Annotated in this window: 26 protein-coding genes and 1 tRNA gene; 10 read left to right on the top strand and 17 right to left on the bottom strand. The window is 56.5% G+C overall.

What is annotated here, in order from left to right; translation table 11 throughout:
- Positions 1-220 precede the first annotated feature (220 nt).
- Positions 221-1,027 (top strand): TetR/AcrR family transcriptional regulator, encoded by an 807-nt coding sequence (locus tag CAter10_RS05995; RefSeq protein ID WP_082797808.1) that lies wholly within the window; start codon positions 221-223, stop codon positions 1,025-1,027.
- Between the two features lie 15 nt (positions 1,028-1,042).
- Here CAter10_RS05995 and CAter10_RS05990 read toward each other — a convergent pair whose 3' ends face one another.
- Positions 1,043-1,834 carry a uracil-DNA glycosylase family protein gene (locus tag CAter10_RS05990; protein ID WP_061532704.1) on the bottom strand — a complete coding sequence of 264 codons (792 nt, stop codon included), beginning with the start codon at positions 1,832-1,834 and terminating at the stop codon, positions 1,043-1,045.
- Between the two features lie 173 nt (positions 1,835-2,007).
- Positions 2,008-4,089, bottom strand: a complete 2,082-nt coding sequence (uvrB, locus tag CAter10_RS05985; RefSeq protein ID WP_061532703.1) for an excinuclease ABC subunit UvrB — start codon at positions 4,087-4,089, stop codon at positions 2,008-2,010.
- A 127-nt stretch (positions 4,090-4,216) separates the two neighbouring features.
- Between uvrB and CAter10_RS05980 the strand changes: the two genes are divergently transcribed.
- Positions 4,217-5,434: an amino acid aminotransferase gene (locus tag CAter10_RS05980; RefSeq protein ID WP_061532702.1), complete on the top strand. Its 1,218-nt coding sequence runs from the start codon at positions 4,217-4,219 to the stop codon at positions 5,432-5,434.
- Positions 5,435-5,543: 109 nt separating this feature from the next.
- Positions 5,544-5,619 (top strand) — tRNA-Asn (locus CAter10_RS05975).
- 234 nt (positions 5,620-5,853) lie between these two features.
- Here the strand turns inward: CAter10_RS05975 and CAter10_RS05970 are convergent.
- The 3 genes from CAter10_RS05970 to CAter10_RS05960 form a co-directional block, all read right to left on the bottom strand.
- Positions 5,854-6,270, bottom strand: a complete 417-nt coding sequence (locus CAter10_RS05970; RefSeq protein WP_061532701.1) for a PaaI family thioesterase — start codon at positions 6,268-6,270, stop codon at positions 5,854-5,856.
- 138 nt (positions 6,271-6,408) lie between these two features.
- Complete coding sequence (locus tag CAter10_RS05965) at positions 6,409-6,810, bottom strand: nuclear transport factor 2 family protein (RefSeq protein ID WP_061532700.1); 402 nt, start codon at positions 6,808-6,810, stop codon at positions 6,409-6,411.
- Positions 6,811-6,870: 60 nt separating this feature from the next.
- Positions 6,871-7,548, bottom strand: coding sequence for an HAD-IA family hydrolase (locus CAter10_RS05960; RefSeq protein ID WP_061532699.1), 678 nt, complete (start codon positions 7,546-7,548; stop codon positions 6,871-6,873).
- Between the two features lie 319 nt (positions 7,549-7,867).
- Here CAter10_RS05960 and CAter10_RS05955 point away from each other — a divergent pair, with 319 nt between their 5' ends.
- On the top strand, positions 7,868-8,728 hold the full coding sequence (locus CAter10_RS05955) for a hypothetical protein (RefSeq protein ID WP_061532698.1): 861 nt from the start codon (positions 7,868-7,870) through the stop codon (positions 8,726-8,728).
- 53 nt (positions 8,729-8,781) lie between these two features.
- On the opposite strand, the gene CAter10_RS05950 is transcribed toward CAter10_RS05955, so the two are convergent.
- On the bottom strand, positions 8,782-9,330 hold the full coding sequence (locus CAter10_RS05950; RefSeq protein WP_061532697.1) for an NUDIX hydrolase: 549 nt from the start codon (positions 9,328-9,330) through the stop codon (positions 8,782-8,784).
- Between the two features lie 690 nt (positions 9,331-10,020).
- A complete protein-coding gene (locus CAter10_RS05940) occupies positions 10,021-10,212 on the bottom strand; it encodes a hypothetical protein (protein WP_061532695.1) in 192 nt (63 codons plus the stop codon).
- 93 nt (positions 10,213-10,305) lie between these two features.
- On the opposite strand from CAter10_RS05940, the gene CAter10_RS05935 reads away from it, so the two are divergent.
- Together CAter10_RS05935 and CAter10_RS05930 are read left to right on the top strand one after the other, a co-directional pair.
- On the top strand, positions 10,306-10,605 hold the full coding sequence (locus CAter10_RS05935; RefSeq protein WP_061532694.1) for a hypothetical protein: 300 nt from the start codon (positions 10,306-10,308) through the stop codon (positions 10,603-10,605).
- Between the two features lie 60 nt (positions 10,606-10,665).
- On the top strand, positions 10,666-10,899 hold the full coding sequence (locus tag CAter10_RS05930; protein WP_061532693.1) for a hypothetical protein: 234 nt from the start codon (positions 10,666-10,668) through the stop codon (positions 10,897-10,899).
- A gap of 128 nt (positions 10,900-11,027) precedes the next feature.
- Here CAter10_RS05930 and CAter10_RS05925 read toward each other — a convergent pair whose 3' ends face one another.
- The 9 genes from CAter10_RS05925 to CAter10_RS05885 form a co-directional block, all read right to left on the bottom strand.
- A complete protein-coding gene (locus tag CAter10_RS05925; protein WP_061532692.1) occupies positions 11,028-12,095 on the bottom strand; it encodes a porin in 1,068 nt (355 codons plus the stop codon).
- Between the two features lie 249 nt (positions 12,096-12,344).
- Positions 12,345-13,289 (bottom strand): ABC transporter substrate-binding protein, encoded by a 945-nt coding sequence (locus CAter10_RS05920; RefSeq protein WP_061532691.1) that lies wholly within the window; start codon positions 13,287-13,289, stop codon positions 12,345-12,347.
- A 95-nt stretch (positions 13,290-13,384) separates the two neighbouring features.
- The gene (locus tag CAter10_RS05915; protein WP_061532690.1) at positions 13,385-14,431 is read right to left on the bottom strand and encodes an ABC transporter permease; all 1,047 of its coding nucleotides are present in this window, start codon (positions 14,429-14,431) and stop codon (positions 13,385-13,387) included.
- Between the two features lie 24 nt (positions 14,432-14,455).
- Positions 14,456-16,000 carry a sugar ABC transporter ATP-binding protein gene (locus CAter10_RS05910; protein WP_231879195.1) on the bottom strand — a complete coding sequence of 515 codons (1,545 nt, stop codon included), beginning with the start codon at positions 15,998-16,000 and terminating at the stop codon, positions 14,456-14,458.
- Between the two features lie 97 nt (positions 16,001-16,097).
- Positions 16,098-16,436 (bottom strand): L-rhamnose mutarotase, encoded by a 339-nt coding sequence (locus CAter10_RS05905; protein ID WP_061532688.1) that lies wholly within the window; start codon positions 16,434-16,436, stop codon positions 16,098-16,100.
- Between the two features lie 47 nt (positions 16,437-16,483).
- Positions 16,484-17,260 (bottom strand): SDR family oxidoreductase, encoded by a 777-nt coding sequence (locus CAter10_RS05900; protein WP_061532687.1) that lies wholly within the window; start codon positions 17,258-17,260, stop codon positions 16,484-16,486.
- A gap of 105 nt (positions 17,261-17,365) precedes the next feature.
- Positions 17,366-18,643 carry an L-fuconate dehydratase gene (locus tag CAter10_RS05895; protein ID WP_061532686.1) on the bottom strand — a complete coding sequence of 426 codons (1,278 nt, stop codon included), beginning with the start codon at positions 18,641-18,643 and terminating at the stop codon, positions 17,366-17,368.
- Positions 18,644-18,664: 21 nt separating this feature from the next.
- On the bottom strand, positions 18,665-19,519 hold the full coding sequence (locus CAter10_RS05890; RefSeq protein ID WP_061532685.1) for a fumarylacetoacetate hydrolase family protein: 855 nt from the start codon (positions 19,517-19,519) through the stop codon (positions 18,665-18,667).
- Between the two features lie 35 nt (positions 19,520-19,554).
- Positions 19,555-20,319: an SDR family oxidoreductase gene (locus tag CAter10_RS05885; protein ID WP_061532684.1), complete on the bottom strand. Its 765-nt coding sequence runs from the start codon at positions 20,317-20,319 to the stop codon at positions 19,555-19,557.
- A 380-nt stretch (positions 20,320-20,699) separates the two neighbouring features.
- Between CAter10_RS05885 and CAter10_RS05880 the strand changes: the two genes are divergently transcribed.
- From CAter10_RS05880 to CAter10_RS05870, 4 genes are all read left to right on the top strand, one after another.
- Positions 20,700-20,918 carry a DUF6434 domain-containing protein gene (locus tag CAter10_RS05880; protein WP_061532683.1) on the top strand — a complete coding sequence of 73 codons (219 nt, stop codon included), beginning with the start codon at positions 20,700-20,702 and terminating at the stop codon, positions 20,916-20,918.
- A 3-nt stretch (positions 20,919-20,921) separates the two neighbouring features.
- On the top strand, positions 20,922-21,275 hold the full coding sequence (locus tag CAter10_RS22305) for a hypothetical protein (protein ID WP_128082995.1): 354 nt from the start codon (positions 20,922-20,924) through the stop codon (positions 21,273-21,275).
- Between the two features lie 98 nt (positions 21,276-21,373).
- Positions 21,374-22,066 carry a formylglycine-generating enzyme family protein gene (locus CAter10_RS21810; protein ID WP_082797807.1) on the top strand — a complete coding sequence of 231 codons (693 nt, stop codon included), beginning with the start codon at positions 21,374-21,376 and terminating at the stop codon, positions 22,064-22,066.
- A gap of 270 nt (positions 22,067-22,336) precedes the next feature.
- A complete protein-coding gene (locus CAter10_RS05870) occupies positions 22,337-23,296 on the top strand; it encodes an alginate lyase family protein (protein WP_061532681.1) in 960 nt (319 codons plus the stop codon).
- A 201-nt stretch (positions 23,297-23,497) separates the two neighbouring features.
- On the opposite strand, the gene cfa is transcribed toward CAter10_RS05870, so the two are convergent.
- Positions 23,498-24,667 carry a cyclopropane fatty acyl phospholipid synthase gene (cfa, locus tag CAter10_RS05865; protein WP_061532680.1) on the bottom strand — a complete coding sequence of 390 codons (1,170 nt, stop codon included), beginning with the start codon at positions 24,665-24,667 and terminating at the stop codon, positions 23,498-23,500.
- Positions 24,668-24,852 lie beyond the last annotated feature (185 nt).

Raw genomic sequence — 24,852 nt, 5'->3', positions numbered from 1 at the left:
TGCCCAATTCCCGGATTGCCGCGCCGGCTATGGCTCCAGGGGCTGTTGATTTTTATTCAACCACAAACTGTACGGACACTTGCAGGAGGTATGGATTCGACGAAAAATTGCTGTATACACACAACAATACGACATGGAAGGCAAAAAATTTATTCAAGGAAGCGATGGTTAAACCTATAATACCGACCCTCCCGCACAGTCCTCTTTTGAGCAGCACAGCATGGCCATCCGCAAATCAAAGACACCGCAGTCACCCACCCAGAGAGCCGACCAGAAACGCGTCGACATCCTGAAATCGGCAGCAAAGTGTTTCCGCAAGACGGGCTTTCACCAGACTTCCATGCAGGAAATCTGCACCGAAGTCGGCCTGGGGCCAGGCGCGGTGTATCGCTACTTCACCAGCAAGGACGCGATTATTGCCGCAATGGCCGAGGATGAACGGCGCCAGGCGCGCACCATGCTGACGGAATTCCATGACACCGACGACCTGCCGCAGGCGCTGTCGGCCATCACCCGTGCCTTCGCCGCACGTTATGCAGCGATCAGCGACGCCGGCCTGATGACCGAAATCTATGCGGAGGGGTTACGCAACAAACGTGTTGGCGCGGTAATCAAGACGGCGGAAACGGAATGGGTGGATGGCCTGGCCGAGATGCTGAGCACTGCCCAGGAACGCGGCCAGATCAATCCGTCGCTGGACGCACAACAGGCTGCACTGCTGCTGACGGCGATGTGGGATGGCCTGGTGATCCGGCAAGCCTACACCCAGGCATTGCCGGCAGAGATGCTGGAATTATTCGACGACATGCTGAAACGCTGGTTGAGCGCAGCTTCGGCCCCGGCCAACCTCAAGCGCGCCAAACCGGCGCCTGCTGCTGCTCCGTCACCAGTTGCGACGCCGGCGCCCAAGGCAAAACCAAAAGCAAAACCGGTGGAACCCGAACCTGAACTCGCCCTGGCCTTGCCTGTCGTCGACAACATGACTCCCCAGGTAGAAATGGATCTGCGCCAGATGAGCCTGATCTAGCGCCCTGCAATCTGATTAGCCGGCGCGCTTCAGCAACTGCATCGGCCCGAACAATGCCTGCATGCCGGCATTGCCGATAAAGCTCAAGTTGTACGGATGTTCCGCCACCGCCTTCGGGAAACGCGCGGTAATCGGATAAGCATTCAACCGCTCGGCGATTTTCCCCCACAGCACCAACGTCGGCAAAGCCTGTCCACGATCTTCGGCAGCTTCGGCCAAACCAGTCAGGACTGCCTGCATGAACGGCTGCCATGCCTTCGCATCCTTGACCGGCGGCACGTCGGCACGAAACACCAGTGACGCATTCAACAGCAGGAAACCCTGCCCCACCATATTGGCCTGCAAATCGGCAAGCTGCTGAATCGCCGCAGAACCTTGCATTTGCGCCTGTTGCGCCACGCCCGACATCGCGTCACCGGTCGTACTATCGACCGCCAACTGGCCGTCGGCCACCAGCAGCATTTTCATGAAGTTACGCAACGACGTAGCGCGGTTGACCTGCTTCGACAGCCCCTTCTCCGACCACAGCGACCCGACCGCGCCATCCATGAAACACACTCCGGTGGCACTGGCCGCACGCGGATAAGGCCCTTCGCCTACCAGCACGTATCGCACCGCGCCCAGCGGCTGGCTGAAGGCGGCGAACAGGCGGCCTTCGGTGGGCAGGTAATCGCTGGCCGCCAGGTCCGACAGATAGGCCGGATTGGCTTGCGCTACGGCGTGCAGGCCGCGCTCCAGGATCGGTAACCAGGAAGCATGTACGCCATCTAAAGCAGCGCGAATTGAAGCAGGAAGAAAATCAGTCATAAGCCATCAAAAAACGTAAATCATATAAATAAAAAATACAGGTAGCCAGGCAGCCTCACACAACGCATGGCTCACGTCGTCGTCATTCCCGCGTTCGCGGGGACGACACGGTGCGCGTTATCAATACCTCGCTTGCTTGCACAGGAAAATGTACCGGCCTGAAACCTCCGCACCTACAAGGCGATACTGTCCGCCCCCGGCGCACCAAACAACTGCTGCTTGAGCACATGCAACTGATCGCGCACCTGCGCCGCCTTTTCAAATTCCAGGTTCTTGGCATGATCGATCATCAATTTTTCCAGGCGCTTGATTTCCTTGCTGACCTGTTTCTCGCTCATCGATTCGTACTTGGCCTGGTCCTGCGCCGCATTCAGTTCTTCGCGCGCTTCCTGCGGACTGTAGACGCCGTCGATCAATTCCTTGATCTGCTTGTTGATGCCGACCGGCGTGATGCCGTTGGCGGTATTGAACGCAATCTGCTTGTTGCGGCGGCGCTCGGTTTCGTCGATGGCGCGACGCATCGAATCGGTCATGCGGTCGGCGTACAGGATCGCAGTGCCGTTCAGGTTACGTGCGGCGCGGCCGATGGTCTGGATCAGACTGCGTTCGGAACGCAGGAAGCCTTCCTTGTCTGCATCCAGGATCGCCACCAACGAGACTTCAGGAATATCCAAGCCTTCGCGCAGCAAGTTAATACCGACCAGCACGTCGAATGTCCCCAGACGCAGATCGCGGATGATCTCGACCCGCTCCACAGTTTCGATATCGCTGTGCAAGTAGCGCACCTTGATGCCGTTGTCGCTTAGGAATTCAGTCAGTTGCTCGGCCATGCGCTTGGTGAGCGTAGTCACCAGCACGCGCTCGTTCTTCTTGATGCGCGCGGTCGCCTCCGACATCAGGTCGTCCACCTGGCTCAGGGCCGGCCGCACTTCAATCGCAGGGTCGATCAGGCCGGTCGGCCGCACCACCTGCTCGACCACCTGGTCGGCATGCTGGTTTTCATAATCGGCCGGCGTGGCCGAGACGAAAATCGTCTGCCGCATCTTGCCCTCGAATTCGTCGAAACGCAGCGGCCGGTTATCCAGCGCCGACGGCAAGCGAAAGCCGTAATCCACCAGATTGGTCTTGCGTGAACGGTCGCCGTTGTACATGGCGTTCAACTGGCCGATCAGCACATGCGACTCATCCAGGAACATCAGCGCATCCGGCGGCAAATAATCGACCAATGTCGGCGGCGGTTCGCCCGGCAACGCGCCGCTCAGGTGGCGCGAATAGTTTTCGATGCCCTTGGTAAAGCCGATTTCCTGCATCATTTCCAGGTCGAAGCGGGTACGCTGCTCAATGCGCTGCTCTTCGATCAACTTATTTTCCTTACGGAAAAACTCCAGGCGATCGCGCAGTTCTTCCTTGATGGTGTCGATAGCGCGCAACACGGTAGCGCGCGGCGTCACATAGTGCGAACCGGGATAGACCGTAAAACGCGGAATCTTCTGGCGCACGCGGCCGGTCAGCGGGTCGAACAACTGCAGGCTATCGATTTCATCGTCGAACATCTCGATACGTACCGCCAGCTCGGCATGTTCGGCCGGAAACACGTCGATCGTATCGCCGCGCACGCGGAAGGTGCCGCGACCGAAATCGATTTCGTTGCGCGTGTATTGCATCTGGATCAGGCGCGCGATCACGTCGCGCTGGCTGACCTTGTCCTTGGCGCGCAAGGTCAGGATCATCTGGTGGTATTCGTTTGGGTTACCGATACCGTAAATCGCCGACACCGTTGCCACAATGACCACGTCACGCCGCTCCATCAACGATTTGGTGCAGGACAAGCGCATCTGCTCGATGTGTTCGTTGATCGAGGAATCTTTCTCAATGAACAAGTCGCGCTGCGGCACGTAGGCTTCCGGCTGGTAATAGTCGTAGTAACTGACGAAATACTCCACCGCGTTGTGCGGGAAAAACTCGCGGAACTCGCTATACAGCTGGGCCGCCAGCGTCTTGTTCGGCGCGAAAACAATGGCTGGCCGTCCCATGCGGGCGATCACGTTAGCCATCGTATAAGTCTTGCCGGAACCGGTAACTCCCAGCAACGTCTGGTAAAACAAGCCGTCTTCGACTCCTTCGGCCAGCTTGGCGATGGCCGTTGGCTGGTCGCCGGCCGGCAGGAACGGCTGGAACAATTTAAACGGCGAATTGGGAAAAGTGACGATTTTTGACTCGTCGACGGCACTGGAAACCTGTGATATGTCAGCCATGGGCTTCGACCTTTGGTAGAATAGACGGCAGTAAATCCGCGCCGATTAGCGATTTATCTCGTGACCCGGCACAGCATTCAACCCGACTGCAACCTTCAATTTGCAGCCAACTTTTTATGTTATCACGATGAACGCACCTCTTTCAGCATCCCTCTTCACCGCCATCGAAATGGCGCCACGCGATCCGATCCTCGGCATTACCGAAGGCTTCAATGCGGATAAAAATCCAGGCAAGACCAACCTCGGCGTCGGCGTCTACTACGACGACAACGGCAAGGTGCCGCTGCTGGAATGCGTGCAAAAAGCTGAGGCGTTGCTGATTGAAAAGCTGTCGCCGCGCACTTATCTGCCGATCGAAGGCCTGGCTTCCTACGACAAGGCTGTGCAAGAACTGGTATTTGGTGCCGATAGCGCCGTAGTACAAGAGAACCGTGCAATCACCGTGCAAGCCATCGGCGGCACCGGCGCATTGAAACTGGGCGCCGATTTCCTGAAACGCTTCGCCGCCGCCAATGCGCAAGTCTGGATCAGCGATCCAAGCTGGGAAAACCACCGCGCGCTGTTTGAATCGGCCGGTTTCACCGTCAACAATTATCCGTACTACGACGCGACCACCCGCGGCGTGAATTTCAGCGGCATGCTCGACGCCCTGAAAACCATGGCCAGCGGCTCGGTAGTCGTGCTGCACGCCTGCTGCCACAACCCAACCGGCGCCGACCTGACCAGCGACCAATGGACGCAAGTCATCGAAGTCGTGACCCAACGCGGCCTGATTCCATTCCTCGACATGGCCTACCAAGGTTTCGGCGACGGCATCGACGCCGACGGCGAAGTGGTCCGCCGTTTCGCCAAGGCCGGCGGTCCGCTGTTCGTCTCGAACTCGTTCTCCAAGTCGTTCTCGCTGTACGGCGAACGCGTAGGCGCACTGAGCATCGTCGCCGCCAGCAAGGAAGAAGCCGGCCGCGTGCTGTCGCAACTGAAGCGCGTAGTCCGCACCAACTACTCCAACCCACCGATCCATGGCGGCCAAGTCGTTGCCACCACCCTGGCATCGCCGGAACTGCGCAAGCTGTGGGAAGAAGAACTGGCAGGCATGCGCGTCCGCATCCGCGAAATGCGCCAGCTGCTGGTCTCGAAACTGAAGGAACAAGCGCCAGCCCACGACTTCGATTTCGTCATCAAGCAACGCGGCATGTTCTCCTACTCCGGCCTGACCAAAGCCCAGGTAGAACGCCTGCGCGACGAATTCTCGATCTACGCTGTTGACACCGGCCGCATCTGCGTCGCCGCGCTCAACACAAAAAATATCGATAATGTTGTCGCCGCAATCGCAAAAGTCCTGTAATATTCGGGTCCCGAAGCAGTTGCAACAACCGCTTCGGGAGATGTAGAAAAGTTTAGAAAAAGCTTTGACAACGCAGCTAATTCAAGACTATAATTCTGCTTCTTTCAATTCCCTGATAGCTCAGTCGGTAGAGCGACGGACTGTTAATCCGCAGGTCCCTGGTTCGAGTCCAGGTCGGGGAGCCAAGATTCTAAGGGGTCACATGCAAATGTGGCCCCTTTTCTGTTTACACCGTTTCCCCCATTTATTGCCTATTGTCATTGGCCCTTCAACTATGAGGTTAGGCCTGACTCGAATTCGTAATGGTGACGCCGTCGCCTGAGACCTTGCCCATGTAGACGCGCTTGGCGATGCACTGGAAGTGGGCTCTCAACTGTGAAAGGGCTTAGGGAGGACTGCCAGATATGTGTGCGTAGGCCTCAGGCACGGACATTAACCATCGTCGCCTGCATGAGGGCAATCACTTTCCAGGCCGTTCCCGACAAGGCCCGAACTTCTCCTGTGCAGACAGTAAGCAGTTTCCCCGACGTCTGCACCTTTCCGATTGCGAGGAATCGTTCTCCGATTGCGGGACGCGCGAAGTTGATCTTGAATTCGGCTGAGACAATCTCACAATCGGGCGGCGCCTTGGTCAGTGCAGCGTACCCACATGCGCTATCGACGATACTTGTGATTGCACCGGCGTGCACGTAGCCGTGTTGCTGGGAAAGCTGCGTCGAGAACGGCATTTCTATTTGCACTTCACCGTCTGCAACTGAGAGCAGCCGCGCACCGAGGGTCGTCATCAAGCCTTGTGAATTGAAGCTGGCGGCGATTCGTTCTTGAATATCATTCATGGGATGTGCTCGTTGACGTGATCGTGCAAGATGCTTCACACCTATCGGGAGATGTGTACCGCGCCTGGAAACTGATTGTGCTCCTCGCCGCGGACAGGCCATGTGGCAGCTGCACCACATCAATACGCGCCAGCCATTTCATCGTTGTTGCGCGACTTCTGCCTGAAGCATTCGGCCCATCATTTCGTGAATCTTGTTGATAGCCTTGAGTGGGCGGATCATCACCTTGAAGCGGGTAATCAAACCCTGGTCGTTCCATGTGATGATATCCACGCCGTTGACCAGGATGCCGTCGCAGGTTGTTTCGAACTCAAGCACAGCAGAATGCGGACCGAGCCATTCGTTCAGGTATCGAAAAGTGCCGTTATTCAAGACGTGCAAGGCGGCGGCAAGGTATTTTGCAGTGATTACACGGCCATGTTGAGGCGTGTGAACAACCGGTGATTCGAACACCACGTCATCGGCGAGCAGCGCTTTCAGGGAAGCGGTGTCGCGCGATTTGACAATCTCATGCCAGCGTTCAATTGTGGAATATCCCATGGCTACTCTTCACCTTTATTGGCTAGCGAATGGTTGGCCATCAATGGCCAACGCAAAAAACTAGATACCTCCGTCTTCAAGCTGAATGAACCCGCCCTCGCCGGCTTTGGCAACGATCCCTTCGTAACTCCTGATCGTAGCATGCGCGGTCTCCATCGGGTGCAGATGGGTTGAGGTCACGACCAGCACTGGCGCACCCGCTGCCTCGCCGGCGGCAATACCGACTGCGGCATCTTCAAATATGAGGCAATCGGCAATGTCGACTTCCAGCCTCTTGGCCGCAAGGAGATAGCAGTCAGGATTCGGTTTGCCGGCCGCGACATCCTCCGAGGTGACGAGCACAGCAGGAACCGGAATGCCCGCCGCTTTCATGCGCTGGAGCGCCAGGGCTTTGGGAGCGGAGGTGACGACGGCCCAATTGGCCACTGGCAGCGACTTTAAGAAATTTTCTGCGCCGGGTACTTCAACGATGCCCTCCACGTCCTCGATTTCCGCATCGGTAATTCCCTGCGCTTCAATTTCAGGATCGACTCCGGGAAGCGCCAATCGGCTAATGGTGTCAACTGCGCGCGCGCCGTGGATAGTCGGCAAGAATGCCGCGACATCAAGGCCATGGCGCGTTGCCCAGGCGCTCCAGATACGTTCTGCCGCAGCGATGGAATTGAGGATGGTTCCGTCCATATCGAACAGGAGTGCAGCGTATCTACCGTCAGGTAGCGACAGGCCGTGACCGGACATTTCTTCTTTCCTTCAAGCGTGAACTGGATCTCCATTATCACTGATAATCCGAAACCGTTCGTTGGGCTCACGCTTGAGCGCGCTTTTTCATGCCCTCCCACGATGACATTGCCGTGAGCAAGCGGGATTCTCTCAATAAATTCAGACTTATCAACGGCCAATCGCTCAATTCATTGCCAGCTTCCCGCCATATCCTCTATTATCGAAGAGTGCTTGTCGGCCTTGCGACGCCAAATCTGCCTGCTGTTACGTCAAGCCGGGCGACGTGTCGGCCTTCCGGTTAGCCGAAAGGGATTTAATAAGAAATGGAAAATCGAAAATGCCTGAAACCAACGATCTGCAAAAAATATATCCCGTCGTAATAACGCCCAGCCATGACGGGAAATATTTCCAGAACTACGTCCAGTCGCTCTTGAATTTCACGATACATGCCGAACGTGCGGGCATGCCTCTGCAGGTGTTGATGCACCAAGGCGAAAGTCTGGTGACAAGGGCCCGCAACGATTGTGTCGCCAAATTCCTGAGTGTTCCTGAGTGGACGCATCTGTTCTGGATCGATGCCGACATCGGGTTTTCGCCTGAAGCTGCTTTCCGGCTGCTGCGTTCAGGGTATGACATTGCTGCCGGCGTCTATCCGCTTAAACGCGAAAACTGGCCGCTGGATGGCGTACCGGCTGGCACTACACGGCAGCAATTCGAAGGCACTTACACCCGCTATACCGTCAATGCAAAGGCAAGCGATAGCAGCGATGAGGTCAGACTGAAAGTCCAGCCCGACGGCTTCATGAAAATGGACGAGGCGCCGACCGGGTTCATGGTCATCAAGCGCCAGGTATTTGAACGGCTCATGGCCAGCTATCCCGAGCTCAACTACGTGCCGGATGGTATTGGCGTGCCTGATATGGGTCTGCACTACCGCTTTTTCGACGTCATGGTCGATCCCCTGACACGCCGCTATTTATCCGAGGACTATGGCTTTTGCCGTTTGTGGTCGGGGCTGGGCGAATCGATCTACATCGATGCCAACTCGAACCTGAGCCATCAAGGCTCCAAGTTGTACCAGGGCGATTTTGCGCATTCGTTGATCAACTCCTTGCCATACGCGGTAGGCGCTCCGGCCGGCGCACGCATGATCCTGGAGGGGCAGGAGTACTTGACTCCCAATCCCCCGTCCCCTTGAACCAGCCGCATTGATTGGCTGGCCAGCTGCACTTGATCGCACTGGCACGATGCCTATCGATGTGTGGCGTCAGCGGCGTTGAGCTTTGCCAGGAAACGCTGCATATGCGGGTCCGTCCGCTCGATAGGTACTTCAGCAAACGGGAACCAGCGTACTTCGTTGAACTCCCGTTCATCGAACCTGATCGGCTGATCCTTGCTGGCGCGCACGACATACCAGAGCGAAACGTCGGTGTGGCCGGCAGTGAGCCCTACGGTTGTCGTCGCGGTCAACAGCAGAGGTTCACCGACAGGATGCGACGGCGCGAACCCCAGCTCTTCCACCATCTCGCGCTGCACTGTCGTGCGTGGGTGTTCGCCTTGTTCAACATGCCCGCCAGGCGGCAGCCACAGCTGGGCATTGCGGTGATCGACCAGCAGCATATGCCCGTCGTCCACCACGACAAAGTACGACACAAGGTGTTTGGGCGGCGTCGCCGGCTTGGCCAGGCGACACAATTCGGCGCCTGAATCCAGCCACGCCAGAGCATCCGCGATGTGCTCTCGCTCCAGATCGTCGAGAGCTTGAATTGATGAAAATTCCTTGCGTATCTGGACTCGCATGCAGTATCTGATGATGAATGACAATGCTGAGGAATTTACAGCAAAAACCCGCAAGCACCTACACCGTCGCACGCCGTGCGTATTCAAGGCATACGCTTATCTGATGTAACCCTCTTTGCGAAAATGCTTAGGCAGGAAAATGAATAGCAGAATGGTCATCGTGGCAAAGAGCGGAACGCCGATCCACAACAGTGCTGTCCTCTCTTCCATTCTGAAGATGAAGCGGCAAGCTGCCGCAATCACAAAGGCATAAAAGCCTCCTGTAGCGGCCGACAGGCAAGCCACCAGGACTGTGATCCGTAAAGACGTGTAAATCTTTCGAGAAATCATATCTTTCGTTCGGGATGAGCCAAAGGTCATAAGTCGATAATGGCGACGGCGAAACTGACAAAAATGACAGTCGATTTCCAATCGCTCGTCAATGTAACGCCAATTTGCCCGGCAGAAAGTTAATTTATGTTAATTTTTTCCACTTGCCCTGACGTTTTTAGAAAAACAAGGGCCCGAAAGGCAAGGGAACTCTTCCATAAGCAAAGCATGGCTCTTGAAACGAGGTGTATATGCCGCTGGAATTTGTAGGGTGCGTGCGCACTGTCGGGCGCAGGAGTCAGGCTGGTGTCGTGCAGGCCGGGAGATTGGCGGGGATGAGGAAACCTTCGCAACCTGGAAGATTTCCTCTTTGTTGGGAGTTTATGCTGGCTGATCTGGGACGCTGTTGTCTTTGTCAGCTTCCTTCTCTTCCAGATGTTCAGTCACGGCTTCCACGCCTTTATAGCCGGCAACTGCTGCGATGCCTTCAGTCAGTATGGACGCATTTGGGTCCAGTTTTTTCACGCCTTCAACTGCGACTACGGCTCCAATCACTTCTTCCAGGATACCCATGATTTACTCCTCAAAATAATCAAAACAATGAATGACAACCCGCGCTGAAAAGCACGGACCATCATAGCAGACAGTTTTCTGTGTGGCGAAACCATGTCCAAGGGGATGCGCCAGACCGGCAGTGTCGACGATTCCAGGAATTTTTCTGTCCAACCCGCGCCGCGCCGTCGTTTCCAGGGTATCGGCCGCGCCTGGACGCGTGGTATCCGGGACAGAAATAATTACTCAGGTTACAGAAAAATACAATTTTCCCGTCATCACTCCGTTGCCCCTCTGCGTTTAACAGACATCATTAACAATCATGCGGACATCCGTATCGTTATGGCATTCACCACGCGGACCCAAGTGCCCCATCTGATCGCCAAGATCGGGAAAGAGGATTGGAAACGGTGAATTTGATGTTTAACCTGAGACGATAAATTACAGCACACAACTAACGAGGCCTTGAACATCATGAGAATAGCGAAGATCACAACTATCGTCCCCGCCGCCCTCCTGGCGCTTTCCCTGGCGGGCTGCGTAGTGGCGCCGCCTGTCGTGCGTCCTGCTTACGTCGCGCCGCCGGGCGTCGTATATGTCGAGCCGACCTATGCGATCCCTGGCCCTGGCTACGTCTGGGCTTACCATCCGCACTACGGTTGGGGCTGGCACCATCCTCAATATGGCTGGCATCGCGGCTGGCATTAATTACAGCGCCAGTTGCGCTTGACCCAGGTCTCTCCTGAAATGATAAAAGGGCAGCAGTCGCAAATTTGCAGCTGCTGCCCTTCATCCATCACTACGCGGCTATTCCACCGCGCGTCCCCTATCCTCTATCAGAACGAATGGCTGATGCCAGCATAGCCGCCATTTTGCGCATGTCCTGGCAACGGATTGTCAAACTCTGTTCCAAAATCGGCATTGCCCTTGTTGCGCACCGTACCGACGGCCGCATACAGCAAGGTCCGCTTCGACAGATTGTAATTGGCGCCGGCCATGAACAGGCTGGCGCTACCCGCATCATGATTGAGCTTGGCATGGAAGGCGGCGCCGATCAGGGTCAGGGCTGGCGTCAGCGCATAGTTGGCGCCGATCCAGTAATGGTTCAGTTTGTCGGGAGAGGTTGCTGCGACCGTATCCGGGGCGGAGATATTCTCGTAGCCGACGAACATCTTCAGCTTGTCTACGGTATAGGTGCCACCGACGATCAGATCCTTGGAAGCAGTGTAGACATCGCTGTATTTGCCATTCACGTCGCGGATCACATCATAGATGCCGCGCAGTTCCAGGCCACCGTTGGTGTACACCAGTGACAGGCCATCGCTGCGGCCCTTCGTGGTAGAGCCGGCCTGTTCGCCGAGGCTGGTTTGCGCGGTAGCATTGAAGCCACCCCAGGTTGGGGTCTGGTATTCGATGACGTTGTTGGCGCCAGGCCAGTTGCGGCCCTTGACCAGGCTGGCGGTACCCATGAATTGCTGGCCGGTCGGATCGAGGAACCAGACATCGTTGACAATGAACAGGTTCTTGCCGAACTTGATCGAACCCGCACCGCCGTTCAAGCCGACATAAGAACGCCGATTGAACAATGCGCTGCCGTTGGTGACGCCCTTGGTGGCGTCGAAGCCGGACTCCAGCAGGAAGAAGGCGCTCAGTCCGCTGCCCAGGTCTTCCGTCCCCTTGAAGCCGATCATGCTGGTGCCCCACTGGTTGCCGGAAGCAGCTAGCTTGCTGCCGGTCTGTCCGGTCGGATTGCCGTTGGCGTCTTTCAGCGCAACATTGGTCTGGTAGTCGACACCGGCATCGACCCGGCCGTAAATGGTGACGCTGGTTTGCGCCTGTGCCTGGCTGCAGGCGACGCCGATCAGCATCGTGGCGGCTGCTGCTTGCATGTACTGCAATGTCATTTTTTCATGGTTGGTCCCCTTTGTAGTTAAATTTTGTCCGAGCACATCCCTCTCAGCAGTAGAGATGATGTCGAACCTTCGTGAGAAGCCTTGCGAGCGCGCAGCAGGAATCAACCGGCAGCAGCGCTCATAACGCCCACTGTCGGCAGTACCCGGAGGTCAACTGCTGTTATGCTGGATTGCCGATCCAACAGCAGCGCTTGTTGCCTGCCGCCGCCGGATCGTTATTGAAAACTGCTGGTTGAAAGATCAGTCGTAAAGTACGGCGGCGATCTTAGGGTCGTTGATGTTGCTCTTGTCGTACCAGTAGAAACCGGTGTCGATCACTTTCGGCAGTTTCTCGCCTTTCAGCGCCTTGACGGCGGCTTCAACTGTCTTGTAGCCGATGCCGACGGGATTCTGCGTGATGGCGCCGGCCATGCTGCCGTCGCGGATCGCATCTTTCTGCTGCTTGCCGGAGTCGTAGCCGATAATCACCAGCTTGCGCTTCATTTCCTTGGCGCCGTTAAGCACGCCGATGGCCGAACCTTCATTGGTGCCAAAGGCGCCCTTCAGGTGCGGATAGGCTTGCAGAATCGACTTCATGATTTCAGTCGATTTCAACTGATCGCCGGCGCCGTACTGGATGCTGACGATCTTGATCTTCGGATGGGCAGACTTGATGCGATCGACGAAACCATCGCGGCGGTCGATGCCGGTACGGCTGGTCTGATCGTGCGCCACCACGGCCACTTCGCCTTCATTGCCGATCAGCTCGGCCATCTTGTCAGCCGCCAACCCGGCCGCAGCCTTGTTATCGGTAGTGGCAGTCGTGACCGGAATATCGCTGTCGACGCCCGAGTCAAAGGCGACGACAGGAATGTGCGCGGCTTGCGCCTTCTTCAGCAACGGCAGAGCCGCCTTGCTGTCGAGCGCGGCAAAGCCGATGGCCTTGGGTTTCTTGGCCAGCGCTGCCGACAGCATGTCGATCTGCTTGTCGACCATGGCTTCGGTTTCCGGACCTTCGAACGACACCTTGACATTAAAGTCCTTGGCCGCCTGCTCGGAGCCGGCTTTCACGGCCTGCCAGAATTGATGCTGGAAACCTTTCGAAATCAACGGAATGTAGACCACGTCATCGGCGATCGCCGTTGCGCTGAATCCAAGCGCAAGCGCCAGGCCAATGGCAACGTTCACTGCTCTTCTCTTTATCATTTCTAGTCTCCTGTTGTGGTTATAAAACAATAGTCATCAATTGCATTGTCCGAACTTCATGTGCACGTACAAAACCTGTTCAAAATTTCATTTCCTCACTGGCGGCGACGACGCAGGATATCCATGTAGACCGCCAGGATGATGATGACGCCGGTCACCACCGTCTGCCATTCCTGCGCCACCGACATCATGCGCAGGCCGTTGATCAGCACGCTCATGATGAACGCGCCGATGATGGTGCCGAGGATGGTGCCGGTGCCGCCCGACAGCGAAGTGCCGCCGATCACTACCGCGGCGATGGCATCAAGTTCATAACCCTGCCCCAGCGCCGGCTGCGCCGAGTTCAAACGCGATGCGATCAGCAGGCCGGCGATGCCGCAGATGGCGCCGCTGACGCTGTATACCGTGACCTTCCAGAAATCGACATTCACACCCGACAAGCGCAGCGCTTCTTCATTGCTGCCCAAGGCAAAGGTGTAGCGGCCGAAGATGCTTTTGTTGAGCGCGATGCCGGCGGCAATCGCCACCAGGAACAGGATCAGCACCGCATTCGGAATCGGCAACGCCGGAATCAAAGTTCCGATCAACGAATCCTGCGAAATGCTGGAGAAGCCAGGTGTGTCGTTGAAATAGATCGGCTTGGTGCCCGAGATCACCAGAGACAAACCCTTGAGCAGCATCATCATGCCGAGTGTGGCGATGAATGGCGGAATCTTGAGCTTGGCGATCAGTACGCCGGAAACCCAGCCGCACAGTGCACCGAACAGGATCGCTGCAGCGATGCCGACATAGATTGGCAAACCCCAGTAGGTCAGGAACACGCCGGCCATCACGGCGCAGAAGGTCATCAGCGTGCCGACCGATAAATCAATGCCCGCGGTGATGATGACAAAGGTACAGGCAATCGCCAACACACCGTTGACGGCGGTCGACTGCAGGATGCTGACCAGGTTATCGATCTCCAGGAAATTCGGCGAAGCCAGGCTGAAGAACACCAGCAATGCCAGCAGACTGGCGAAAGCCAACAGCTTTTGCCGGGTGGCGGGATGAAATATCCTGGCCTTGACGCTGCCGAGCACACCGCCGCTTAGCGGCAATTTTGCATGCGAAAGGGGATTCGGGGAATTCGGGGTATTTGCCATGATCGTCTTCGGTGAATGATTGAATTATTCGGTAAGGGCCGGCTCACGCTGCGTGGCCAGGTACATGATTTTTTCCTGCGAGGCGTCGGCGGCAGCAAGCTCGCCGGTGATGCGGCCTTCGCACATGACCAGTATCCGGTGGCTCATCCGTAGCACCTCGGGCAGTTCGGATGAAATCATGACGATTGCCTTGCCCTGCGCCGCCAACGCATTGAGCAACTTGTAGATTTCATTCTTGGCGCCGATGTCGATGCCGCGCGTCGGCTCGTCGAAAAACAGGATGTCGCAATCGCGCAGCAGCCATTTGGCGATCACGATCTTTTGCTGGTTGCCGCCTGACAGCAATCGCACCGGCTGGTCGATCGACGGCGTCTTGATGCTCAGCTGCCGCACGTAACCTTGAGCTGTTTCGCGGATGGCCGGCTGGTCGAGAAACAAACCCTTGGTCAGGAATTTGTCCATGCTCGACATCACCACGTTGGTCTTGACGTCGAGCCCGGTCGCCAATCCGAAATGCTTGCGATCTTCCGATAGGTAGCCGATACCGTGAGCGACAGCATCTCTCGGTGACTTGATCGACACCTTGACGCCATGCACCAGGATTTCGCCGGCATCGATCGCGTCGGCACCAAACACCGCTCTCGCCACTTCAGTACGGCCGGCGCCCATCAAGCCCGCAAAACCAAGTATCTCGCCCTTGCGCAAAGAAAAATTGACATCCTTGATAGCCGCGCCGCGTGTCAAACCCTTGACCTCCAACACAACATCATTGGCCGAGGTATCGGGCACTTCCGGCCCACTGTTATCAAGCTGCCTCCCGACCATCATGCCGATGATGGTGTCGATCGGCGTGCCTACGGTCGGCACGGTGGCGATGTATTGGCCATCGCGCATGACCGTGACGCGGTTAGAAATTTGCCGCAGTTCGTCCATCTTGTGCGAGATGTAGATGATGCCGACGCCGTGTTCCTGCAGTTGCCGGATGATGCGGAACAGGTCGTCGATTTCAGCATTGTTGAGCGCCGCCGTCGGCTCGTCCATGATCAGCACGCGCGAATCGAACGATAGCGCCTTGGCAATCTCCACCATCTGCTGCTTGGCCACCGTCAGCTCGCCGACCAGCGTGCGCGGATCGAGTTGCAGGCGCATGCGCTCAAAGATCTGCGCGGCTTGCCGGTTCAGCGCGTCTTCGTCGAGAAACACGCCGTAACGGCCGCGCGGCTCGCGGCCGATGAAGATGTTTTGCGCTGCGCTCAGGTGATTCATCAGGTTCAGTTCCTGATGGATGATGCCGATGCCCAGTGCCTGCGCGGCGCGCGGATTGGGAATCTCCACCGGGCGGCCATCCATGCGGATTTCGCCGCTGTCCTTGGGGTAGACGCCAGACAGCACTTTCATCAGCGTCGACTTGCCGGCGCCGTTCTCGCCCATCAGCGCATGCACTTCACCGCGCAGCAGATTGAACTGGCAATTGTCGAGCGCCAGCACGCCGGGGAAGCGCTTGGTCACGTTTTTCAGGGCGATGAGGTATTCTGGTGCTGCGCCCTCGGGAATTTCTGATTGCTGCATATCCGCTCTCATGATGCACAGCCGGCTGTATCGCCAACCGCGTTAAATCCAATCTGCCGAGGCGCAAGCCGCCTCGATGCCATAAAGCCAGGCTGGTTCATTGCTGCGCCAGATCGAAAATCTTCGACATCGGTGTCCATTTTTCACCTTCCGGCGTCCACGGGGTCGGCGCCTGGAAATTCCACATCAGCGTTTCCCATTCCTGCACCCGAAGATTGCCCTGCGATGCTGCTGCCATCCTGGCGGCGTCGTAGGTCGCATCGTCGGTTTCCATCAACATCGTCAGGCGTGTACCCAGACGGTAAATCTCCATCGACAGCACGCCATGGCGCCGCAGGTGTTCGGCGATTTCCGGCCAGATCCGGCGGTGCTGCTGTTCGTAGCGGGCGATCAGTTCGGGATCGTCTTTCAGGTCCAGTGCCAGGCAATAACGCATGTGTTCGTTTCCTTGTGCTGCTAGCTTGCAAACTCAACGGAACCCGCTCAGGTCAACGCGCGATCCAGATGGGTATAACCGCCATCCACCGATACCCACTGCCCAGTGGTATGGGCGGCGCGATCGGATAGCAGGAACACCACAGTGTCGGCAATTTCTTCCGCACTCGTGAGGCGTTTGCCGAGCGGGATCTTGCTGGTAATGGCGGCCAGCTTTTCTTCCGGCTTATCGAAACTGGCAATCCAGTGACGATATAACGGCGTCATCACTTCGGCGGGGATCAAGGCATTGACCCGCACACCATCGTTGGCGAGTGCAGCCGCCCATTCGCGCGTCAGCGCCAGTTGCGCACCCTTGGCGGCGCAATAGCCGCTAGTGTTGCCCTGGCCGGTCAGTGCTGTTTTGGATGAGATATTGACGATGGCGCCGCGGCTGGTTTTCAGATGCGGCACGCAGAAATGCGCCATCACGTAATAGTGAATCAGGTTTTTTTCCAGCGATTGTACAAAGGCCGTGCGCCCGGCATCCAGGCCGACGCCGTCGTTGATGCCGGCATTGTTGACCAGGCCGTCCAGACGTCCGAATTCCTGCACGGTTTGCGCCACTGCATGGCGGCACTTATCCTCGTCGATCAGGTCGAGCTGAAAAATGCGCGCCTCCGGTTGCAGCGCCAGCAAGCGCTCCCTGAACGTGAGATCGGGCTGGCTTTTGCCGAAGATCACCGGGATCGCGCCTTCTGCTGCGAGCTGCAGCGAAATCGCTGCGCCGATGCCTGCGCCGCCGCCGGTGACAATCACTACCTTGCCTGTCAGATGTAAATCCACCTTGTTGTCTCCATTTTATTTATTCTTATATTTTCCTACTTGTTCTTTATAGACCAACTGCAGGCATCTTCCAATCGTCAACGCCGAAGGAAGATGCCTACGTTGCTAGCCGCGGAACTGGTATTGCTGCAGCGACTCAGGCTTCATCGTAATCGAAAATCCCGGCGCTGTCGGCGGCATGTACGCGGCATTACGGATCACGCACGGATCAACGAAGTGCTCATGCAAGTGGTCGACATACTCCGTCACGCGCCCGGCCTTGCTGCCGGCGATGCAGACGTAGTCGATCATCGACAGATGCTGCACGTATTCGCACAAGCCAACGCCGCCCGCATGTGGACAGACCGGCAACTTGTATTTTGCCGCCATCAGCAGCACGCCCAGAATTTCGTTGACGCCACCTAGCCGGCAGGAATCGATTTGCACCACGTCGATCGCACCGCGCATGATGAATTGCTTGAAGACGATGCGGTTCTGGCACATCTCGCCGGTAGCGACCTGAACCGCGCCGATGCCTTCGCGGATCTTGCGATGGCCTTCGACATCGTCCGGGCTGGTCGGCTCTTCGATGAACCAGGGCTTGGCAAAGGCCAGCTTGTTGACCCATTCGATCGCCTGGTCGATTTCCCACACCTGGTTGGCGTCGATCATCAAATGCCGCTGCTGGCCGATCACTTCGCGCGCAATGGTGACGCGACGAATGTCGTCGGCGAGGTCGCGCCCTACTTTCAGTTTGATGTGATTGAAACCGCTATCGATGGCTTCCTGGCACAAGCGACGCAACTTGGCATCGTCATAGCCGAGCCAGCCGGCGGATGTGGTATAGCAAGGGTAGCCATCCTGCTCCAGCAGGCGAATCCGTTCAGCCTTACCGGGCTCTTGTTCGCGCAACAGGGCCAGTGCCTCTTCCGGCGTGATGCAATCGGTCAGGTAGCGGAAATCGATGGCGCGCACCAGTTCCTCCGGCGTCATGTCAGTCACCAGTTTCCACAGCGGCTTGCCTTCGGCCTTGGCCCACAGATCCCAGACCGCATTGACGACGGCGCCAGTGGCCAGGTGGATCGCGCCCTTGTCGGGACCGATCCAGCGCAACTGGCTGTCTGAGGTGATGTAGCGCCAGAAGCGGCCCATGTCTTCGCTGATCCAGTCCAGCTTCAGGCCGACCAACAAATGTTCCATCGCCTGGATCGCGGCGCAGCAGATTTCGTTGCCGCGGCCGATGGTGAAAGTCAGGCCGTGGCCTTCCAGGCCGGGCCGGTCGGTTTCCAGGATGACGTATGCGGCGGAATAATCAGGATCCGGATTCATCGCGTCCGAGCCGTCCAGCATCTGCGAGGTCGGGAAACGCACGTCCAGTACGCGTACTGATCGAATGGTCGTCATCGTATGTCTCTTTTATTGGGTTTATAGTGAGATGGTGCGTTGGCGCTGCTGCCCCAAGCCGTCGATGCCGAGTCGCATCACCTGGCCGGCGCGCAGATAAAGCGGCGGCTTTTGCCCGAGGCCGACGCCCGGCGGCGTACCGGTCGAAATCACGTCGCCCGGCTGCAAACTCATGAAGCGGCTCAAGTAGCTGACCAGTGTCGGAACCTGGAACACCATGGTCGAGGTATTACCGTTCTGGTAGCGATGGCCGTCCACTTCGAGCCACATGCCAAGGGAATGCGGGTCTGCGATTTCGTCAGCCGTCACCAGCCACGGCCCCAACGGTCCGAAGGTGTCGCAGCCCTTGCCCTTGTCCCAGGTGCCGCCCAGTTCGAGTTGGTATTCGCGCTCCGAGACGTCGTTGATCACGCAGTAACCGGCCACATGCGACATGGCATCGGCCTCATCGATATAGCGGCCGCCCTTGCCAATCACCACGCCCAGTTCGACTTCCCAATCTGTCTTGAGCGAACCGCGTGGAATCTCGACGTCGTCGTCGGGACCACAAATGGCGCTAGTCCATTTGCCGAAAACCACCGGCTCCTTCGGCACGTCCATGCCGGATTCAGCGGCGTGGTCGGAATAATTCAGGCCGATGCAGATGAACTTGCCGACAGCGCCGACGCACGGACCGAGGCGCAAATCCTGCTGTGGCGTACCGGCCACCAGAGGCAAGCTATCCAGATCGAGTGCGCGTAATTTGTCCAGCTCCGGCGGCGTCAGAAAATGGCCGCCGATATCCGCCACCACACCGGACAGATCGCGCACCCGTCCTTGGTTATCCAGCACGCCAGGCTTTTCCCGGCCCTTCTCGCCATATCGTAATAACTTCATGAATCGCTTTCTTTATCCTGTTGTTTGAATGTGGATCAGTTTGACCAGCCGCCATCGATCAGATGAATTGCGCCGGTGGTGAACGACGATTCGTCGGACGCCAGGTATAGCGCCAGCGCAGCGATTTCCTCGGTCTTGCCGATGCGCCCCATCGGCTGGCGTGCAACGAAAGCAGCCTGGACTTCGGCGATATCGACGCCTTGCTGGCGCGCCTGCTCGCGGATTCGCACTTCCAGCGAAGGGGATTCGACGGTGCCGGGACAGATCGCGTTGCAGCGGATGCCTTTGGCAACGAAGTCTGCCGCCACTGCCTTGGTCAAGCCGATCACCGCGGCCTTGGTGGTTCCGTAGACAAAGCGGTTCGGCACACCTTTGACGCTGGAAGCCGCCGACGACATGTTGATGATCGAGCCGCCGCCCTGCGCCACCATGCCGGGTAATAGCGCGCGGATCAGGCGATACATTGAAGAGACGTTGATATCCCACGAGAAACGCCAGTCTTCTTCGCTGCAGTCGAGGATGCTGCCATGATGGACATAGCCGGCGCAGTTGAACAGCACGTCAAAGCCGCTGCCCGATTGCGCCAGCGCGGCAACGGCCCGGTCATCTGTCACATCGAGAAGCCTGGTGGTAATTGGATGGCCGCCATCGCGCGCGGCAGCGGCGGTCTCGTCGAGTGCCGCCTGGTTGATGTCAGTCGCCAGCACTTGCGCACCTTCACGCGCAAACGCCAAGGCGCTGGCGCGCCCAATGCCCTGGCCTGCGGCAGTCACCAGAATGCGCTTTCCTTGTAGTCTCATGAAACTGTCTCCGGATGCTTGGTATTTTGTCTAGGACCGCAGGTAGCTCGCTGGATCTGGCCCAGAGGTCCATTGGCTGGACCAATAATAGTGCTTAAATTTTAGCTTTGCAACTAAAAAAATCGTTGCTTTTTGATTGCTGGCAAGAAATGCGACAGCCGGAGAAAAGGATCTTCTCTACAATTAAAGTCGAAAACATCGATGCGCGCTTTCGGCGACGAATATCTCGCTACATCTGTTGGATAGTGAATGGTTTCAATACGGCGTTATGTCGTGGATGAGAAGACAAAGAGCAGATTGCTGGTGAGGGTCGCAATCGGCCAAAATCGAACGGTCGAAGACGTCCGCTAAACTGATGACTATGTTGGAGGAGTTTAGTCATGAAATTTGATTGGCACGGCGGAGTAATTTCGCGGACAACGTTAGTCGATTCTGCCTACAAAAATACGCAGAACGTTCGGCGCTTTCTGTCGCATCAATGTGGACCGGAGTTCAAATTTGACCGCGATCTGATGGCATGGATAGGCAACGGTGTTGAGAAGAACATGGGCGACGTTGTGGACGAGTGGACGCGTCGACGTACAATGGCGCAGGACTAGCAAATGACCAATTTCGGCCAATTGTGGACGGTTGAAAGTGCCTACCAAAGTAATGGCGATTCAGTGGAAGGCAGCATGAGCGATCAACATTTCGTAGAGTGCTGCACCCATGGCAGACAAGCCGCCACCTATGTTTGCCAGCACATTCTTCAAACGCTGCAGGACAGCAAGCCACGTGGTTTTTGGTCTGCGGAGGTTGGGCCAGGCGAGTTGCACCCAGATTCTTGGTGCAGTGAGTGTGAAGCTATGTTAAATGCTGCTGGTGAATGGAATGACGAAACCGAAGCTAAAGCTGGCATTTCGCTGATTTGTAGTGTTTGCTATGAGAGAGCAAGAGATCTCAACCAAAGCCGATAGTCAGTTATCGGCCAATAGCTGTCAATCGACAGTCGCTCCGAAAAATAAGAGTAATATCCGAATTTTCCTGATGGGTCCGCTTTCATCCTTGTCGAAAAATGGAACAGAAATCTGAATTTCCAGATGTTCAAATGGTGCAAGTTCCTGCTGGCTTCATCGCATTGCGAGACGACAGAATCAGTCGTACATGGAGCGTCGAACTCCAACGTTTTGCAATCGGTCGCTATCCTGTCACTCAAGCAGAATATGCAGCGCTGACTGGACGACAGCCATCGTCATCAGCCACATTACAATGCCCGGTTGAAAACGTCTCCTGGAATGATGCTGCCAAATTCTGCAATTTACTTTCGAAGGCGGCGGGTCTTTCAGCATGTTACGACATGCATGACGACGGCACGGGCGCCACTCCTGTCCCCCTTGGTAGCGGCTATCGTCTGCCCACCGAAGCAGAATGGGAATATGCGTGCCGTGCGGGAAGCAATGGTCCGAGATATGGCAATCTTGATGACATTGCCTGGTATCGGGAAAACTCTGAGGGACGCACGCATGACGTCGGCCAAAAGCAAGCGAACCAATGGGGAATTTACGACACGCTCGGCAATGTTTGGGAGTGGTGTTCGGATCAATATGATCCCGAGGTCTATGGTTCGTATCGTGTGTTTCGTGGCGGTGGTTGGTCTGATGCAGAAAGAGGCTGCCTTGCTACGAATCGTCGCCGTAGTCATCCGACATTTGCAATAGATGATCTTGGATTTCGGATTGCCAGATCACTTGACACCAGTCGCGAGTGATCCAGCTTACGTATGACGTATGATCTTTCCGCCCCGCCGAACGGCCACCTCGGGTTGAATTGAGCCTGTCGCGCCCGGTTCAAAATGGCCATTGCAGCCGGTCGACGCAGTTGCCCAGATCATTGACAATAGATACCGGAAAACAGCGCGCCGCTTTCGCCCATTGCAATGAGCTGTTACATCTTCATACGTTTTTTCAGCTGGGAAGTGTTGGCACCGGCACATGCCGCTCTAGTATTCATATGAAGATGAAACCTGACAGGAGTAGTCATGCATAATCGAATCATTCAATTGCTGAGCGCTGTTTCAGTAACGATGCTCATGGGGCTTGGCATTAACCATGCCGTCGCTGCGTGTGCTGTACCTGAGCCGTTGAAATCAATCGATCCAGTGGGGTTTTACGATGATCCGGCCGCTTATGCGCAGGCGGTCAAGCCGATGCGTGACTATATCTACCGGCTCAACAAGGCTGCGGAATCGAATCAATGGACCTGTGTTCTCACGCTTTTGGAAGGTTGGGCTCGCGCAGATTCCTTGCTGGGTCCGATCAGCGGATACCAAGGTTACTACGAGCGTTCCTGGGCCGGGACAGATTTCGCGCTCGTATTGCTGCGGCTGCCCAAGGAAGTCGGTGAGGCTAATGCGGATCAGTTGCGCGTCATTACGCCGTGGCTGACCCGCATCGCCATCGCCACGCGAGACGCGGATGCGATCAACCATTTGCACAACAATCTGGTCTATTGGGCGGGGCTGAATCTTGTCGCTATCGGCACGCTTGCGCACCGGCAGGATTTGATCGATGCCGGACTCGCACGTGCCAGAGAGGGTATTCACGACATAGGTTTGCACGGCGAATTGGAGCGGGAAATCAAGCGCGGAGATCGGGCTCTCCATTACCACACGTTCGCCCTTATTCCACTGGTCTTCACGGCAGAACTGGCCGAGAGGCAAGGTGTCAATCTCTATCAGGAGAATCACGGCGCAATCGGCCGGTTGGCAAATCTGGTAATCAAGGCGGTGCAGAATCCCGACAGTTTCGCCGAGATCACGCCGGTCAAACAAAATCTCTTCCCTTGGACATTCCAGGACGAGCTGTCGTGGATGGAGCCGTATTACGCTCGCACGCGCGACTCGCGTCTCCCTGGGCTGATTGCTCCGCGCCGTCAGTTCCACGAATGGCGTCTTGGCGGCAATGTCACCGTTGCGTGGGGAGTTGCTCTGCCTCAGTGAGTGTTGCGTGGACAGCTTTTACCAATATTTATTTATCTATTATCGGTAAAGCGTAATGACTGCAATGGACATGTTTTCGACTTTAATCAGTCGGGATAAAGGACAAGACTGTGGTCTACGCCTCACGGCGACTGGATCAAGACGCTGCGTTTTATGCAAATCAAGAAAGGAAATGGTAGCGCACCCCGTGCTTCCGCGCCATCAGCGCACCGAACGATAGCCGCTGCTGCGGCCGCGCTTGCTCAACACCAGTTGCCAAAGCTGGCCCTGGCCTGAGCGGAAGAAGCCGGCAGAAGAGAGGATGAAATACTTCCACATCCGATAAAAGCGCTCGTCGTAGTTGTCTTTCAGGACTGGCCAGGCGCGCTCGAAATTTTCCCACCAGGCCATCAAGGTCAGGTCGTAGTCGCGGCCGAAATTGTGCCAGTCTTCAATCAGGAAGCGCCCTTCCAGGACGTTCGCAATTTCCTTGGCGGAAGGCAGGTGGCCGTTGGGGAAAATATATTTATCCAGCCACACATCCCTTTTCATCTCTGTCACGTAATTGCCGATGGTATGCAGCAGGAACAAGCCGTCCGGCGCCAGCAGTTTGCCCACCACGTCGAAGTAGGCCGGATAATTCTTGGCGCCGACGTGCTCAAACATGCCGACCGACACCACCTTATCGAACTGCCCGGCGAGCTGGCGGTAATCCGTCAGTTCGATCTTGACCGGCAGACCGGCACAGCGTTCCTGCGCCAGTTTCTGCTGCTCCTTTGAAATCGTGATGCCGACAACCTCGACCTGATGATGTTGCGCGGCATAGCGGGCCAGGCCACCCCAGCCGCAACCGATATCGAGCAGGCGCTCACCCGGCTTCAGTTCCAGCTTGCGGCAAATCAGGTCGAGCTTGTGCTGCTGCGCTTCTTCAAGATTATGGGCGCGCGACCAGTAACCGCAGGAATACATCATGCTCGAATCGAGCATGCTTGCAAACAGATCGTTGCCGATATCGTAATGCTGCTCGCCGACCTGGAAGGCGCGGCCCCTGCTTTGCAGATTGAAGAATTTCTGCCGCAGGATTTCCAGGGCGAACTTGATTTTTGCTGGGCCGACCACCGTCTGCTCAAGATCGTGGCTGGTGACGCGGAAAAAGAATTCGTCGAGCCGTTCGCAATCCCAGTCGCCATCCATGTACGACTCGCCAATGCCCAGCTCCCATGTCGCGAACATCTTGCGGAAAAAGGCCTGGTCATGGATTTTCATGTCCCACGGCTGATCGCCGTTCAGACGGATCCCGGCATGCTCAAACAACTGGTTGATGATTTTCGGCGCACCTGCGCTCAAATCGAAATCGGTAGCGTTTTCCCGGCTGTTTGATGCATTGCTCATGCGACGAATCCCCTTTGGTGATATTGCCTTGGAGTTGTATCTTGAGTCAGCTTTGCAAATCAGCTATTTAGTAAAATATTTTTTAGGATAGTATCAGCTTCCTTCGAACGCAAACCTGTTTCGCCGTCAAATTTTTTGCACGAACTGCAAATAAAAAAGACAGGACTTGCCTGTCTTTTTTATTC

It is taken from the genome of Collimonas arenae (assembly GCF_001584165.1).
GTDB classification, from domain to species: domain Bacteria; phylum Pseudomonadota; class Gammaproteobacteria; order Burkholderiales; family Burkholderiaceae_D; genus Collimonas; species Collimonas arenae.
This window is presented reverse-complemented; position numbering and strand designations above follow the sequence as displayed.

Excerpts from the sequence above, each read along its gene's own strand:
- CAter10_RS22305 (WP_128082995.1), top strand. The coding sequence starts at position 20,922 with ATGACCAATTTCGGCCAATTGTGGACGGTTGAAAGTGCCTACCAAAGT.
- CAter10_RS05880 (WP_061532683.1), top strand. The coding sequence starts at position 20,700 with ATGAAATTTGATTGGCACGGCGGAGTAATTTCGCGGACAACGTTAGTC.
- cfa (WP_061532680.1), bottom strand. The coding sequence starts at position 24,667 with ATGAGCAATGCATCAAACAGCCGGGAAAACGCTACCGATTTCGATTTG.
- CAter10_RS05960 (WP_061532699.1), bottom strand. The coding sequence starts at position 7,548 with ATGTCCGGTCACGGCCTGTCGCTACCTGACGGTAGATACGCTGCACTC.
- CAter10_RS05955 (WP_061532698.1), top strand. The coding sequence starts at position 7,868 with ATGCCTGAAACCAACGATCTGCAAAAAATATATCCCGTCGTAATAACG.
- CAter10_RS05980 (WP_061532702.1), top strand. The coding sequence starts at position 4,217 with ATGAACGCACCTCTTTCAGCATCCCTCTTCACCGCCATCGAAATGGCG.
- CAter10_RS05885 (WP_061532684.1), bottom strand. The coding sequence starts at position 20,319 with ATGAGACTACAAGGAAAGCGCATTCTGGTGACTGCCGCAGGCCAGGGC.
- CAter10_RS05925 (WP_061532692.1), bottom strand. The coding sequence starts at position 12,095 with ATGACATTGCAGTACATGCAAGCAGCAGCCGCCACGATGCTGATCGGC.
- CAter10_RS05950 (WP_061532697.1), bottom strand. The coding sequence starts at position 9,330 with ATGCGAGTCCAGATACGCAAGGAATTTTCATCAATTCAAGCTCTCGAC.
- CAter10_RS05895 (WP_061532686.1), bottom strand. The coding sequence starts at position 18,643 with ATGACGACCATTCGATCAGTACGCGTACTGGACGTGCGTTTCCCGACC.
- CAter10_RS05990 (WP_061532704.1), bottom strand. The coding sequence starts at position 1,834 with ATGACTGATTTTCTTCCTGCTTCAATTCGCGCTGCTTTAGATGGCGTA.
- uvrB (WP_061532703.1), bottom strand. The coding sequence starts at position 4,089 with ATGGCTGACATATCACAGGTTTCCAGTGCCGTCGACGAGTCAAAAATC.
- CAter10_RS05910 (WP_231879195.1), bottom strand. The coding sequence starts at position 16,000 with ATGCAGCAATCAGAAATTCCCGAGGGCGCAGCACCAGAATACCTCATC.
- CAter10_RS05890 (WP_061532685.1), bottom strand. The coding sequence starts at position 19,519 with ATGAAGTTATTACGATATGGCGAGAAGGGCCGGGAAAAGCCTGGCGTG.
- CAter10_RS05965 (WP_061532700.1), bottom strand. The coding sequence starts at position 6,810 with ATGGGATATTCCACAATTGAACGCTGGCATGAGATTGTCAAATCGCGC.
- CAter10_RS05915 (WP_061532690.1), bottom strand. The coding sequence starts at position 14,431 with ATGGCAAATACCCCGAATTCCCCGAATCCCCTTTCGCATGCAAAATTG.
- CAter10_RS05940 (WP_061532695.1), bottom strand. The coding sequence starts at position 10,212 with ATGGGTATCCTGGAAGAAGTGATTGGAGCCGTAGTCGCAGTTGAAGGC.
- CAter10_RS05930 (WP_061532693.1), top strand. The coding sequence starts at position 10,666 with ATGAGAATAGCGAAGATCACAACTATCGTCCCCGCCGCCCTCCTGGCG.
- CAter10_RS05935 (WP_061532694.1), top strand. The coding sequence starts at position 10,306 with ATGTCCAAGGGGATGCGCCAGACCGGCAGTGTCGACGATTCCAGGAAT.
- CAter10_RS05870 (WP_061532681.1), top strand. The coding sequence starts at position 22,337 with ATGCATAATCGAATCATTCAATTGCTGAGCGCTGTTTCAGTAACGATG.
- CAter10_RS05920 (WP_061532691.1), bottom strand. The coding sequence starts at position 13,289 with ATGATAAAGAGAAGAGCAGTGAACGTTGCCATTGGCCTGGCGCTTGCG.
- CAter10_RS05970 (WP_061532701.1), bottom strand. The coding sequence starts at position 6,270 with ATGAATGATATTCAAGAACGAATCGCCGCCAGCTTCAATTCACAAGGC.
- CAter10_RS05995 (WP_082797808.1), top strand. The coding sequence starts at position 221 with ATGGCCATCCGCAAATCAAAGACACCGCAGTCACCCACCCAGAGAGCC.
- CAter10_RS21810 (WP_082797807.1), top strand. The coding sequence starts at position 21,374 with ATGGAACAGAAATCTGAATTTCCAGATGTTCAAATGGTGCAAGTTCCT.
- CAter10_RS05905 (WP_061532688.1), bottom strand. The coding sequence starts at position 16,436 with ATGCGTTATTGCCTGGCACTGGACCTGAAAGACGATCCCGAACTGATC.